This is a genomic window from Pseudomonas sp. (assembly GCF_048269965.1).
Taxonomy (GTDB): Bacteria; Pseudomonadota; Gammaproteobacteria; order Pseudomonadales; family Pseudomonadaceae; genus Aquipseudomonas.
In genome coordinates this window covers 39,902-52,728 of record NZ_JBLWTV010000022.1, presented here as the reverse complement: position 1 = coordinate 52,728, position 12,827 = coordinate 39,902, and the positions used below count along the sequence as shown (strand labels likewise).

11 protein-coding genes are annotated in these 12,827 nt (G+C 66.2%); 7 read left to right on the top strand and 4 right to left on the bottom strand.

Annotation, left to right across the window (positions count from 1 at the left end; all coding sequences use genetic code 11):
* Position 1 precedes the first annotated feature (1 nt).
* A complete protein-coding gene (locus ACN0X6_RS20785; RefSeq protein ID WP_417706895.1) occupies positions 2-1,285 on the top strand; it encodes an NTP/NDP exchange transporter in 1,284 nt (427 codons plus the stop codon).
* A 67-nt stretch (positions 1,286-1,352) separates the two neighbouring features.
* On the opposite strand, the gene ACN0X6_RS20780 is transcribed toward ACN0X6_RS20785, so the two are convergent.
* Positions 1,353-2,255, bottom strand: coding sequence for a LysR family transcriptional regulator (locus tag ACN0X6_RS20780; protein ID WP_417706893.1), 903 nt, complete (start codon positions 2,253-2,255; stop codon positions 1,353-1,355).
* A 98-nt stretch (positions 2,256-2,353) separates the two neighbouring features.
* On the opposite strand from ACN0X6_RS20780, the gene ACN0X6_RS20775 reads away from it, so the two are divergent.
* The 6 genes from ACN0X6_RS20775 to ACN0X6_RS20750 all read left to right on the top strand — a co-directional run bounded on the left by ACN0X6_RS20775 (position 2,354) and on the right by ACN0X6_RS20750 (position 9,110).
* Positions 2,354-3,595 (top strand): 3-hydroxyacyl-CoA dehydrogenase NAD-binding domain-containing protein, encoded by a 1,242-nt coding sequence (locus tag ACN0X6_RS20775; RefSeq protein WP_417706892.1) that lies wholly within the window; start codon positions 2,354-2,356, stop codon positions 3,593-3,595.
* The gene (locus tag ACN0X6_RS20770) at positions 3,592-5,382 is read left to right on the top strand and encodes an acyl-CoA dehydrogenase C-terminal domain-containing protein (protein WP_417706890.1); all 1,791 of its coding nucleotides are present in this window, start codon (positions 3,592-3,594) and stop codon (positions 5,380-5,382) included. The genes ACN0X6_RS20775 and ACN0X6_RS20770 overlap by 4 nt, the downstream gene beginning before the upstream one ends.
* 101 nt (positions 5,383-5,483) lie before the next feature.
* The gene (locus ACN0X6_RS20765; protein WP_417706889.1) at positions 5,484-6,647 is read left to right on the top strand and encodes an iron-containing alcohol dehydrogenase; all 1,164 of its coding nucleotides are present in this window, start codon (positions 5,484-5,486) and stop codon (positions 6,645-6,647) included.
* An 85-nt stretch (positions 6,648-6,732) separates the two neighbouring features.
* A complete protein-coding gene (locus ACN0X6_RS20760; protein WP_417706887.1) occupies positions 6,733-7,167 on the top strand; it encodes an acyl-CoA thioesterase in 435 nt (144 codons plus the stop codon).
* 114 nt (positions 7,168-7,281) lie between these two features.
* A complete protein-coding gene (locus tag ACN0X6_RS20755) occupies positions 7,282-8,346 on the top strand; it encodes a DUF2157 domain-containing protein (protein WP_417706886.1) in 1,065 nt (354 codons plus the stop codon).
* The gene (locus tag ACN0X6_RS20750; RefSeq protein WP_417706884.1) at positions 8,343-9,110 is read left to right on the top strand and encodes a DUF4824 family protein; all 768 of its coding nucleotides are present in this window, start codon (positions 8,343-8,345) and stop codon (positions 9,108-9,110) included. Before ACN0X6_RS20755 ends, ACN0X6_RS20750 begins: the two co-directional genes overlap by 4 nt.
* Here ACN0X6_RS20750 and ACN0X6_RS20745 read toward each other — a convergent pair.
* The 3 genes from ACN0X6_RS20745 to fdhD form a co-directional block, all read right to left on the bottom strand.
* Positions 9,104-9,550, bottom strand: coding sequence for a glycine zipper domain-containing protein (locus tag ACN0X6_RS20745; protein ID WP_417706883.1), 447 nt, complete (start codon positions 9,548-9,550; stop codon positions 9,104-9,106). The genes ACN0X6_RS20750 and ACN0X6_RS20745 overlap by 7 nt on opposite strands.
* A gap of 86 nt (positions 9,551-9,636) precedes the next feature.
* Positions 9,637-11,976 carry an FdhF/YdeP family oxidoreductase gene (locus ACN0X6_RS20740; RefSeq protein WP_417706882.1) on the bottom strand — a complete coding sequence of 780 codons (2,340 nt, stop codon included), beginning with the start codon at positions 11,974-11,976 and terminating at the stop codon, positions 9,637-9,639.
* A complete protein-coding gene (fdhD, locus tag ACN0X6_RS20735) occupies positions 11,973-12,788 on the bottom strand; it encodes a formate dehydrogenase accessory sulfurtransferase FdhD (protein ID WP_417706880.1) in 816 nt (271 codons plus the stop codon). The genes ACN0X6_RS20740 and fdhD overlap by 4 nt, the downstream gene beginning before the upstream one ends.
* Positions 12,789-12,827 lie beyond the last annotated feature (39 nt).

Sequence of the window (12,827 nt, the reverse complement as noted above, 5' to 3'; positions counted from 1 at the left end):
GATGCAGGCGCTGACCCGGCGCCTGGCGCGGGCGATCAATGCAGAAGGTGAGGAGCTGGCGGCCGTTCTGGCTGGCTTCACCCTGTTCTTCTGCCTGTTCGCCGGCTACTTCATGCTGCGGCCCATCCGTGAGGCGATGGGCATCACCGGCGGGGTGAACAACCTGCAGTGGCTGTTCACCGCCACCTTCGTGGTGATGCTGCTGGCGGTGCCGCTGTTCGCCTGGCTCAATTCGAAAGTCCCGCGCATTCACTTCATCGACTGGGTGTACGGCTTTTTCTGCCTCAATCTGCTGGTCTTCGTCCTGCTGTTTCGCGTCGATCACGGCAGCGTGTGGCTGGCGCGGGTGTTCTACGTATGGATCTCGGTCTACAACCTGTTCGTTGTCTCGGTGGCCTGGAGCCTGATGGCCGATGTGTTCGATGGCGCCCAGGCGCGGCGGCTGTTCGCCTTCATTGCCGCGGGCGCCAGCGTTGGCGGGCTGTGCGGGCCGCTGCTGAGCGCCTTGTTGATCGGCGCTATCGGCGAGCCCGGGTTGATGCTGATGGCCGCGGTGCTGCTCGGTGCAGCCATGGTGCTCAAGCGTTACCTGATGGGCTGGCGCGAGCGCCAGGGTGCCGGACGAGCTGGGGCGGTACCCAGCGAGAGCCCGCGCAGGCCGGTGCCGGGCAATCCGTTCAGCGGGCTGACGCGTATGCTCGGTTCGCGTTACCTGCTGGGTATCGGCGTGTTCATTCTGCTACTCACTTCGGTGAGCACCTTCCTCTACTTCGAGCAGGCGCGCCTGGTGGCCGAGCTGTTCCCGGATCGTGCCGCGCAGGTGCGGGTGTTCGGCGTGATCGATTTCGTCGTGCAGGCCGGTGCCCTGGCGACTCAGGTATTCATCACCGGCAGGGTGGCGCAGAAGCTCGGCGTACGCGTGCTGCTGTCGCTGGTGCCGGCGCTGGTCTGTCTGGGCTTTGTCGGCCTGGCGCTGGCGCCGACCTTCGCCATGCTGGCGGGGCTGATGATCGTTCGGCGCATCGGTGAATACGCCTTCGTCCGGCCGGGGCGGGAAATGCTCTTCGCCCCGCTCGATGCCGAGAGCAAGTACAAGGCGAAGAATTTCATCGATACCGTGGTCTATCGCGGCGGCGATGCCCTCAGTGGCTGGGCCAAGGCAGGGCTGGACATGCTTGGCCACGGGGCCTGGCTGGTGGCCATGGTCGGTGCGCTTTGCGCCGCGCTATGGGGTGTGCTCGGTTGGTACCTGGGTGGCCGCGCCGATCGCCAAGTCGAGAGGTAGGCTGTGCTGCACCACCGTAGATCGAAGAGTGGCCGGTGTGCACGGCCTGTGTCGGCCCCGCGACACCCTAGGGGGTGGCCACTGCGACGATTTCCTCGATCAGCCACTGCAGCGCGGCGTCGCGCTGGCGCTGCGTCAGGCTGACGACTTCGAGGTGGAAGGGCCCGAGGGTGAAGGGCAGATCGAACAGTTGCAGCGGCAGCAGCGTGGCGAAATGGCGGGCCAGTGCGGTGGGCAGCACCGCTGCCAGTTCGCTGCCGGCGACGATATGCGCCGCCTGCAGGTAGTTCGGCGTGGTGTAGAGGATCTGCCGCGACAGCCCCTGTTCCCCCAACCACTGATCGACCATGCCGCGGGTCTGCCCGCCGTGTACCCAGAGGTGACGCAGGCGCAGGAAGGTCTCCAGATCCAGATGGCCTTGGCGCAGCAACGGGTGCTCGCGGCGCACCGCCAGCTTGAGCGTCTCGCTCATCCAGTGGCGGCGGGCGAAACGTGCGGGTATCTCGTCGAAACGGCCCAGCACCAGGTCCAGCTCGCCCTTGTCCAGCGCCTCCGTCGGCAGGCTCGGGCTGAGGTGGCGAATGTCGATGCCGATGCCCGGTGCTTTCTGGCTCAGACGGTCGAGCAGGCGTGGCATGCATACCAGCTCGACGTAGTCGGTAACGGCAATGCGAAAGCGCTGGCGGCTTTCACCCGGCTCGAAGGCCTCGCCAGCGCTCAGGCTCTGTTCCAGCTGACGCAGGGCGCTGCGGATCGGCGCCTCCAGCGCCAGCGCCCGCGGTGTCGGCTGCATGCGCCGGCCCGCGCGCACCAGCAGCGGATCGCCGAGCAGTTCACGCAGGCGATTGAGCGCATTGCTCACCGCCGGCTGGCTCAGGGACAGGCGTTCGGCGGCGCGCGAGACGTTCTGTTCGCGCAGCAGGGCGTCCAGTACGCGCAGCAGGTTGAGGTCGAAGTTGCTGAAATTCATCTGCTGAATACGTCGTATCACAAGACTAAATTTCAAAAATAGTAGCGGCTTGCTTATCGTGACCCAAGCTTTTCTATTGGTTCTCTAGAGGAACAGCAATGACTCAAGTCGTCTCGCCGCTTCGCTGTGCCGCCGTGATCGGCGCCGGCACCATGGGCCGTGGCATCGTCATCAGTCTGGCCAATGCCGGCCTGCGTGTGCTGTGGCTGGACAACAACCCGCAGATGGTCGAGCAGGGCCTGGAGATGGCCGAGCAGACCTGGGCGCACAACGTCGCCAAGGGCCGTATCGATTCGGCCGAAGCCGCGGCACGACGAGTGCGCGTCGAGGCAGTGGACGGCTATGCGGCCCTGGCCGACGCCGACCTGGTGATCGAGGCGGTGTACGAGAACCTCGAACTCAAGCAGCGCATCTTCCGCGAGCTGGACGCGGTGCTGAAGCCTGGCGCCATCCTCGCCAGCAACACCTCGGCGCTGGATGTCGACGCTATCGCTGCGGTCACCACGCGACCGGAATCGGTCCTGGGTCTGCACTTCTTCAGCCCGGCGCACATCATGAAACTGCTGGAAATCGTCCGTGGCGGCAGGACTGCGCCCGCCGTGTTACAGGCCGCCCGGGAGTTGGGCGAGCGCATGGGCAAGGTGGCAGTGGTGGCCGGTAACTGCCACGGCTTCATCGGCAACCGCATGCTGCACACCTACGTGCGCGAGGCGCGCATGCTGCTGCTCGAAGGCGCCTGGCCGCATCAGGTGGATACGGCGCTGCAGGGCTTCGGTTTCGCCATGGGGCCGTTCCGCATGTACGACGTGGTCGGCATCGACCTCGAATGGCGCGCCCGTGAACTGTCCGGCCAGGGCCAGGACGATCCGGCGGTGCAGGTGGATAACCGCCTGTGCGAGTTGGGGCGCTTTGGCCAGAAGAGCGGCAAGGGCTATTACCGCTACGCGCCGGGAAGTCGCCAGGCCGAGCATGACCCGGTCGTCGACGGGCTGGTGCAGATGCAATCGGAGCGCCTGGGCTTCACCCGCCGTGACATCGGTGACGAGGAGATTCTCGAGCGCTGCCTACTGGCACTGGTCAACGAAGGGGCGAAGATTCTCGAGGAGAGCATTGCCGCCAATAGCCGCGACATCGATCTGGTCTACCTCAACGGCTACGGCTTTCCCGCCGAGCGCGGCGGCCCGATGAGCTGGGCCGACGGTGAAGGTGTCACGGCCATTCATCAGCGTCTGTTGCAGCTGGCCGAGCGCTTCGGCGCGCACTGGCAACCGGCGGCGCTGATCCAGCGGCTGGCCGGCGACAACAAGCGCTTCGGCGACGTACAGGAGGGAGAGGTATGAGCTATCAGGCGCCATTGCGCGATATGCGTTTCGTGCTGCACGAGCTGTTCGACGCTGCCGGCCACTGCGAACGTCTGGGCAACGGCCTGGATCGCGAGTTGATCGACGGCGTGCTGGAGGAGGCTGCCGCCTTCGCCGAGGGCGAGGTCGCACCGCTCAATCGCAACAGCGATGAGGAGGGCTGCCACCTGGAAAACGGCCGCGTCAGCACGCCCAAGGGCTTTGCCGAGGCCTACCGGCAGTACGTGGACAACGGCTGGGCGAGCATGACCGGGCCGGTGGAGTACGGCGGCCAGGGCTTTGCGCAACTGGTGGCCTTTGCCTTCCACGAAATGCTGATGGGCGCCTCGCTGTCCTTTCGCGTTTACTCCGGGCTGACCGAGGGCGCCGTGCTGGCGCTGCACAAGCACGGCAGCGAAACGCTGAAGCAGCAGTACCTGGGCAAGCTGGTCAGCGGCCAGTGGACCGGCACCATGTGCCTGACCGAGCCGCAGGCCGGCACCGACCTGGCGCTGCTGCGTACCCGCGCCGAGCCGCAGGCCGACGGTAGCTACCGCGTCAGCGGCAGCAAGATCTTTATCAGCGGCGGCGAGCAGGACATCTCCGAAAACATCATCCATCTGGTGCTGGCACGCCTGCCGGATGCGCCTGCTGGCGTGAAGGGCATTTCATTGCTGCTGGTGCCGAAATTTATCGCTGCCGCCGACGGCACACCGGGTGAACGCAACAGCCTGTCGTGCGGTGCCATCGAGCACAAGATGGGCATCAAGGGCGCCTCCACCTGCGTGATGAACTTCGACGGCGCCACCGGCTGGTTGGTGGGCGAAGCCAACCAGGGCCTGGCCTGCATGTTCACCATGATGAACGACGCGCGCTTTCAGGTCGGCCTGCAGGGGCTGGGCATTGGCGAGGCGGCCTTCCAGGGTGCGCTGCGCTACGCCCGCGAGCGCCTGCAGTCGCGTGGCCTGGCGGGTGTGCAGGCGCCGGACAAGGCGGCCGATGCGATCATCAATCATCCCGACGTGCGGCGCATGCTGCTGACCCAGAAGACCCTGGTCGAAGGCAGTCGCATGCTCGCTGCCTATACCGCGCGCCAGCTGGATCTGGAACACGGCGCCGACACGGCCGAGGCACGCAAGGCCGCCGGCAAGCGCGCGGCGCTGCTGATTCCCATCGTCAAGGCGTTCTTCACCGACATGGGCCAGGAAGTGGCCAGCCATGGCGTGCAGGTCTACGGCGGGCATGGCTTCATCCGCGAGTGGGGCATGGAGCAACTGATGCGCGACAGCCGCATCACCCAGCTTTACGAAGGCACCAACGGCATCCAGGCGCTGGACTATATCCGTCGTAAATTGCTGGGCGACGGTGGTGCGGAGTTGTCCGCGCTGCAGGCCGAGTTCAGCCAACTGTGCGACATGCAGGCCAGTCGCCCGGCATTGGCGCAGATGGCGGCCGTGGTACAGGCACGCCTTGGCGAATGGCGTGAGCTGAGCAGTGCGGTGATCGCTGCGTGTCAGCGCGATCCGCAGGAGATCGGCGCCACTTCGGTGGATTTCCTCCAGTACTCGGCCTATGTGCTGCTCGCCGGTTTCTGGCTGCAGGCTGCGGCGCGGGCTCAGGATGCGTTGGAAGCGGACAGCGGCGAGGCGGCTTTCTACCAGGCCAAGCTGCACAGCGCCGATTTCTATCTGCGCCGCGTGCTGCCGCGCGCCAGCGCGCACCGCGAAGCCTTGCTGGGCGGGGCGGATTGTTTGATGGCCATGGCCGAGGACTGTTTCGCGTTCTAGCGCAGGCCATTGCTGCGCGCGGCGCACCCTACGGGTTTTGGCGCGTTACCTAGGGTGCGCCGCGCGCACCGAAAGAAATCAGACAACAAGAGGAGCACCCCATGCACCCATTCAGCTTCGCCACCACCGCGCAGATACTCTGCGAATCCGGCGCCAGCCCGCGTCTGGCCGAACTCTGCCGTGAGCGCGGCGCCCGGCGCGTGCTGATCGTCACCGATCCCGGCATCACCCGCCTGGGTCTGCTCGAACCGCTGCTGCCGGGCTTCGCTGGTGCCGGCATGAGTGTGCAGGTGTTCGACCAGGTGCTGGCCGACCCGCCCGAGGTCGTGGTGCTGGCTGCCGTGGCTCAGGCCCGTGAGCTGCAGGCGGAGTTGGTGGTCGGCTTCGGTGGTGGCAGCTCGATGGACGTGGCCAAGCTGGTGGCTCTGCTGGCGCATCCAGACTGCGCCCAGGCGCTGAGCGAGATCTACGGTGTGGGTAACGCGCGCGGTCGGCGCCTGCCGCTGATCCAGGTGCCGACCACGGCCGGCACTGGCTCCGAGGTGACGCCAATCGCCATCGTTACCACCGGCGAGACCACCAAGATGGGTGTGGTCTCGCCCCTGCTGCTGCCGGATCTGGCCCTGCTCGACGCCGATCTGACCCTCGGCCTGCCGGCGGCGGTGACCGCTGCCACCGGGATCGATGCCATGGTGCATGCCATCGAGGCCTACACCAGCGCGCTGAAGAAAAATCCGCTTTCCGACCTGCTGGCACGCGAAGCGCTGCGCCTGCTGGCAGCCAATCTCGACGAGGTGGTGAGCAACGGCAGCAACCGCGACGCCCGCCAGGCCATGCTGCTCGGCGCCTGCCTGGCCGGGCAGGCGTTCGCCAACGCCCCGGTGGCAGCGGTGCATGCCCTGGCCTACCCGCTGGGCGGGCATTTCCATATTCCCCATGGGCTGTCCAACGCCCTGGTGCTGCCGCAGGTGCTGGCCTTCAACGCACCGGTGGCCGCGCCGCTGTACGCCGAGCTGGCGCCGTTGGTGCTGGGTGGGCGTCTGCGTGCTGGCAGCGCGGCGGCGCAGGCCGAACAACTGATCGAAGCGCTGGCCGGCTTCAGCCAGCGCAGCGGCCTGCCGACGCGCCTGCGTGATGCCGGCGTGAGCGAGGCGATGTTGCCCACGCTGGCGGCGGACGCCATGCTGCAGCAGCGTCTGCTGGTGAACAATCCGCGCGAGATGAACGAGCAGCAGGCCCTGGCCATTTATCAGGCTGCTTACTGATTCAGGTCGCGGCTAAAGCCCCTCCCATAGATCCGCAAGCTTTGTGGGAGGGGCTTTAGCCGCGATTCCAACCCAAGGATCATCGATGAACCAACCCCAGCACCTGCGCGGCGACTACCGCCACTTCCAGCCGATCACCACGCGCTGGCACGACAACGACCTCTACGGCCACGTCAACAACGTGACCTACTACAGCTACTTCGACAGCGCGGTGAACGCCTACCTGATCGCCGAGGGCGGTCTGGACATCCACGACGGCGCGGTGGTCGGCTTCGTGGTCAGCTCCAGCTGCGACTACTTCGCCTCCATCGCTTTCCCTGATGCCATCGAAGTGGGGCTGCGCGTCGGCAAGCTGGGCAACAGTTCGGTGCAGTACGAGCTGGCGATCTTCAAGACCGGTGAGGAGCAGGCCTGCGCCGCCGGGCGTTTCGTCCATGTATTCGTCGACCGTGCGAGCAATCGTCCCGTCGCGATACCCGAAACCTTGCGCGCGGCGATGGCGGCATTGCGGGTGGACTGAACGCGCCGCACACAGCGCACGCCACTTTGGGTGTGGTCACTGGGTAGGGCGCGCCGTGCGCAGCTGCTGCCCCGGCCTGCTAGGCTGTGGGCAATTATCCGCCAGGGAGTGCCCATGTCCGATCTTGAGCGTGAGCAGGCGCAGCAGCGCGCCATGCGCATTGCCGCCTTCCGCGAGGAGCTGGCCGAGCTGCGCCAGGAGCAGGTGTTGCAGCTGAGCGAGGTGCAGGAACAGGCCGTCGCCAGCCATCATCGCCAGTTGCTGGCGCATTTTCGTCAGACCCTGGATATCGACGCCGATGCCCGCGCTCGCCAGCTGTCGCTGGGCATGCGCCTGGCCTCGCTGTTCGGCGCGCTGGCCCTGGCGGCCGGGCTGTTCTTTCTGTTCTACCAGTTCTGGGGGCTGTTCGATGCTGCCGCGCAGGTCGCCATCCTCCTCGGCAGCAGCCTCGGCGGTCTGCTGCTGTGCTTCTGGCTACAGGCGCGCGATACCTCGGGCTACTACGCCAAGCTGGCCGCCGTGCTGGCGTTCGCCTGCTTCGTGCTGAACCTGTCGATGCTCGGGCAGATCTTCAATATCACCCCGTCGGACAAGGCCCTTTTGCCCTGGGCGGCGCTGGCGCTGTTACTGGCCTACCAGTGCCGCCAGCGGCTGCTGCTGGTGGTGGCGCTGCTGTGTTTTGGTCTGTTCGTCGCGGCTCGTCTGGGTGATTGGGCGGGTTGGCACTGGTGGTCGCTGGGCGAGCGACCGGAGTTGTTCATGCCACTGGCGGCGCTGCTGCTGGTGCCGCAATGGTTCGATCAGCGGCACTATGCGGGTTTCGCCGCCTGCTACCGAGCGGTCGGGCTGCTCTACCTGCTCGGCCCGGTGCTGGTGCTCTCCTACTGGGGCGGCGGCAGCTACCTTGATTGGCCGACGGGCTGGATCGAGGCGTTCTACCAGACGCTCGGCTTCGTCCTCGCCGGGTTGACGGTGTGGTTGGGCATTCGCCGTGGCTGGGGTGACGTGGTCAATACCGGTCTGGTCTTCGCGTTGATCATGCTTTTCGCCAAGCTGTTCGACTGGTGGTGGCAGTTGCTGCCGCGCTACCTGTTCTTCCTCTTGCTCGGGCTGATCGCCGTGCTGCTGCTGGTGGTGTTGCAGCGCTGGCGGCGCAGCGCGCCGGGAGGTGCGCAATGAAGCGGTCAGCGTGGCTTGCTCTCGGCGTGGTGCTGTTGAGCAATGCCGTTGCCCTGGGTGGCGTCTGGTACAACCGCAGCGGTGAGCCCGAGGCGCAGTTGCTGCTCAGCGAGCGCGAGCTACAACGCGTCTACGTTGGCTGGTTGCGCGATGAGGACGATGGCGTGCTGCGTCTGCAACTGAGCTGGCAGCGCCCCGGTGATGGCTGGCAGTTGCCCTGGTTGGATGAGGCCAAGCTGCGCGAGCTGGGGTTCTCTGCCAGCGATGAGTACGCCTTGAATCGGCAGCCGGCACGCGAAGTCTGGTTGGTGCTGGAGCTGGATGGGGCGCTTTACCGCAGTCAGGTGGAGCAGGCTCGTCAGGCATTGGTCGCTGCTGAGCATGAGTTGCAGGCCAAACCCGAGAGTGAGGTGTTGCGGCAGGAGCGCGATGATCGCCAGCGCCGCCTGCAGTTCGTCGAGCAGCAGGCCAGTCGTCTGATGCTGGTGGATGCGGGAGTGGATGCGCAGGTGCTGCGCCAGCGCTGGCCGGATCGGCAGCGCCAGGTATTACTGGCCGGACGTATCGAGCCCTATCGCCAGGGTGCCGAGGCCGGTTATGGCGCGACCATTCGCCTGCAGAACGACCGCCTGAGCGTTCCCCATGCCTATCGCGAGCTGGCGAGTGGCTGGGAGCGTAGCTACGAACAAACAGGGTTCAAGGCACAGATCGAAGTCGCCTTCGGTCGTCGCCATGAACCCTGGGTGCTCGGCATCCGTCAGTGACGGCGCCAGTGCTTGTGGTGCTTCTTGTGTTTCTTGCCATGGTAGTGGCGGTGATGCTTGCCACGACGATCATCGTCGTAGCTGGCATTGCCCATGTAGTTGCCCAGTGCGCCACCGGCGCCGCCGCCGACTGCAGCACCGACCACGCCGCCGGTGTTGCCACCGACCTGCTGACCAACGACGTTGCCGCCGGCAGCGCCCAGTGCGCCGCCAATGGCGGCTTCGGTACGGCTGCGACGGTCGGCACCGACCATACTACCGGCTGCGCCGCCGAGACCGGCGCCGACTGCCGCGCCTGTGTTGCCACCGACCTGCTGGCCAACCATCGCCCCCACGGCGCCACCCAGGGCACCACCCAAACCGGCTTCGGTATTGCCGGCAAAGGCAAAGCCGCCGCTGCTCAGGCCAAGGGAAAGAAAGAAGAATTGCAGAGACTTCATGGACACCTCGATCACAGGATTCGCCGGTCAATGGCGAGCGTTACGCCATTGACCGGTGATCTGCGCAGGAGGTTCCTGGCCGCCTGTCAGCTCGCTGCGCTGCTGCCCAGCAGGTTGCCGCCGCTGGCCGCCTGCAGGCGGATGGCGACGAACTTGCTGGTCGGTGTGCTGCTGCCGACGCCGGCGCTTTCCAGCGGCACCAGCGGGTTGGCTTCGGGGAAGTAGGCAGCGGCCTGGCCGGCCGGAATGTCGAAGGCGAGCAGGGTGAAACCGCTGACGCGGCGTTCGATGCCATCGTTCCACAGCGAACGGATGTCCACCTTCTGGCCGGGCTTGAAGCCCAGGCGGAGGATGTCCGCCTCGTTGGCGAAGAGCACGTCACGCTGCCCGCGCACGCCCCGGTAGCGGTCGTCGAGGCCATACACCGTGGTGTTGTACTGGTCGTGCGAGCGCAGGGTCTGCAGGATCAGATCCGGTGTTTCACCGCTCTCGCGCACCTGTGGCGGCAGCAGATCGGTGAGCAGGGCATTGGCCTTGAAGTTGGCCTTGCCGGAAGCGGTTTTCCACTGCCGTGCGCCGGCCGAGTTGCCGAGGTAGAAACCACCGGGGTGAGCGACGCGCTGGTTGAAGTCGTGGAAGCCGGGAATGGTGTCGGCGATCAGTTCGCGGATACGGTCGTAGTCGGCGATCAGCGCGTCCCAGTCCACCGGGTGGTTGCCCAGGGTGGCCTTGGCGATCCCGGCGACGATGGCCGGCTCCGAACGCATCTCGCTGCCGGCAAGCGGTTCGAGCTGGCCGTAGGAGGCGTGGATCATGCTGAACGAGTCTTCCACCGTCACCGCCTGCGGGCCACCGGCCTGATGGTCGATGTCGGTACGGCCCAGGCACGGCAGGATCAGCGCGTCACCGCCGACGGTGAGGTGGCTGCGGTTGAGCTTGGTGCTGATCTGCACGGTGAGGTCGCAGCTCTGCAGCGCCTTGTGCGTGCGCGGGCTGTCCGGCGTGGCCTGGGCGAAGTTGCCACCGAGACCGATGAACACCTTGGCCTGGCCGTCGATCATGGCGTTGATCGCCTCGACGGTGTTGTGGCCGTTCTCGCGTGGCACCTTGAACTGGAAGCGGTTTTCCAGGGCATCGAGCAGCGTCACCGGCGGGCGGTCGTTGATGCCCATGGTGCGGTCGCCCTGCACGTTGCTGTGGCCGCGCACCGGGCACAGGCCGGCGCCGGGGCGGCCGAGATTGCCGCGCAGCAGTTGCAGGTTGACGATTTCCTGGATGGTGGCCACCGAGTGGTGGTGCTGGGTGATGCCCATGGCCCAGCAGATGATCACGCGCTCGGCGCGGCGGTACATGCGCGCGGCCTGTTCGATTTCCTGCAGGCTGAGGCCGGACTGAGCCTGCAGCGCCTCCCAGCTGCAATCGTCGAGCAACTGCAGATAGGCCTCGACGCCGTCGGTGTGCTCGGCGATGAAGGCATGGTCGAACACCGCCGGTTCGCCCTTGGCCTGCGCCTCGCGCTCCCACTGCAGGAGGAACTTGGCGATGCCGCGCAGGGCGGCCATGTCGCCGCCCAGCGCCGGACGGAAGAACGCGGTATTCAGTGGCTCGGAGCCGTTGGTGAGCATCTCCAGCGCGTGCTGCGGATGCTGGAAGCGCTCCAGGCCACGCTCCTTGAGCGGGTTGAAACAGACCACCTGGGCGCCGCGTTTGACCGCTTCGCGCAGCGGCTCGAGCATGCGCGGGTGGTTGGTGCCGGGGTTCTGGCCGAGCACGAAGATGGCGTCGGCATGCTCGAAATCGGCGAAGGTCACGCTGCCCTTGCCGATTCCCACGCTCTGGCCGAGGGCGACGCCGCTGGCCTCGTGGCACATGTTCGAGCAGTCGGGGAAGTTGTTGGTGCCATAGGCGCGCACGAACAGCTGATAGAGAAAGGCGGCCTCGTTGCTGGCCCGGCCGGAGGTGTAGAACTCGGCGTGATCCGGGCTCGGCAGTGCCTTGAGGTGCTGCGCGATCAGAGCGAAGGCGTCATCCCAGCTGGTCTGCACGTAGCGATCGGTGCTGGCGTCGTAGCGCATCGGATGGGTCAGGCGGCCCTGGTACTCGAGCCAGTAGTCACTCTGCTCGCGCAGTTGGCTGACCGTGTAGCGGGCGAAGAAGGACGGATCGACGCGACGCTTGGTGGCTTCCCAGTTGACCGCCTTGGCGCCGTTCTCGCAGAACTTGATGTGACCGTCCTCGGGCGAATCGCCCCAGGCGCAGCCGGGGCAGTCGAAGCCGCCGTTCTGGTTGGTCTTGAGCAGCGCGCGCAGGTTCTTGAACGGCTGTTTGCTGTCCAGCCAGAAACGGGTGACGGCGTTCAGCGCGCCCCAGCCGGCAGCAGGGCCACTGTAGGGCTTGTAACGGGGATTGACGGGTTGCAGGCTCATGGTCGTTCTTCTTCGTCAGGCGCGGGGCTGTAGACCCGCGGCGTGCTGTGATGGGGCAGGTGGATCAGGTTGAGGCGGTGGCGCCGCGCCCAGTCCACGGTCAGGGCGGTGGGCGCGGACAGGCTCACCAGGGTGCCGATGCCGGCACGCACCGCTTTGTGCAGCAGCTCCAGGCTGCAACGACTGGTGACCAGGGCGAAGCCGCCAAGGGTGTCGATGCGCGCGCGAGCGATGGCGCCGATCAGCTTGTCCAGCGCGTTATGGCGACCGATGTCTTCGCGGCACAGACGAATCTCGCCGCTGGCGTCGATGAACAGGGCGGCATGCAGCGCGCCGCTGTGGCGTGCCAGTTGTTGCTTGTCACCGATGCGCTCGCGCAAGCCTTTCAGGTGGTCGAGCGGCGGCAACGCTGCGCCGGGCAGGGCAGTCAGAGCCGGCAGCGCCTGCTCCAGAGCATCCACGCCGCACAGGCCGCAGCCACTGGTGCCGGCCATTTGCCGGCGTTGCTGCTTGAGCGCCCAGAAGGCTCTGCTGCTGACCTGCAGGCGCGCTTCGCGGCTGTCACCGAGGCCGCGTAACTGGATGTCATAGATGTCGTCGATGGACTTGATCAGGTCGTTACCGAGACTGAAACCGACGGCAAAGTCTTCCAGATGATGGGGGGAGACCATCATCACGGCCTGGTTCAGGTCGTTGTAGCTGATCGCCAGGGCACATTCTTCGGCCAGTGCAGCGTGCTGCGCACGACCGTCACCGAGTTCGGCGTAGGTGTAGGCACTGGCGATGTGCGACTGGGCGGCTGGCTTGGCCATCGAGGCGCGCTCTGTGACAGATTGACACAGCCAAGCCTA

Bases quoted from the DNA above. Each gene is read 5' to 3' on its own strand.
- fdhD (WP_417706880.1), bottom strand. From the start codon at position 12,788: ATGGCCAAGCCAGCCGCCCAGTCGCACATCGCCAGTGCCTACACCTAC.
- ACN0X6_RS20775 (WP_417706892.1), top strand. From the start codon at position 2,354: ATGACTCAAGTCGTCTCGCCGCTTCGCTGTGCCGCCGTGATCGGCGCC.
- ACN0X6_RS20785 (WP_417706895.1), top strand. From the start codon at position 2: ATGCAGGCGCTGACCCGGCGCCTGGCGCGGGCGATCAATGCAGAAGGT.
- ACN0X6_RS20740 (WP_417706882.1), bottom strand. From the start codon at position 11,976: ATGAGCCTGCAACCCGTCAATCCCCGTTACAAGCCCTACAGTGGCCCT.
- ACN0X6_RS20760 (WP_417706887.1), top strand. From the start codon at position 6,733: ATGAACCAACCCCAGCACCTGCGCGGCGACTACCGCCACTTCCAGCCG.
- ACN0X6_RS20750 (WP_417706884.1), top strand. From the start codon at position 8,343: ATGAAGCGGTCAGCGTGGCTTGCTCTCGGCGTGGTGCTGTTGAGCAAT.
- ACN0X6_RS20745 (WP_417706883.1), bottom strand. From the start codon at position 9,550: ATGAAGTCTCTGCAATTCTTCTTTCTTTCCCTTGGCCTGAGCAGCGGC.
- ACN0X6_RS20755 (WP_417706886.1), top strand. From the start codon at position 7,282: ATGTCCGATCTTGAGCGTGAGCAGGCGCAGCAGCGCGCCATGCGCATT.
- ACN0X6_RS20780 (WP_417706893.1), bottom strand. From the start codon at position 2,255: ATGAATTTCAGCAACTTCGACCTCAACCTGCTGCGCGTACTGGACGCC.
- ACN0X6_RS20765 (WP_417706889.1), top strand. From the start codon at position 5,484: ATGCACCCATTCAGCTTCGCCACCACCGCGCAGATACTCTGCGAATCC.
- ACN0X6_RS20770 (WP_417706890.1), top strand. From the start codon at position 3,592: ATGAGCTATCAGGCGCCATTGCGCGATATGCGTTTCGTGCTGCACGAG.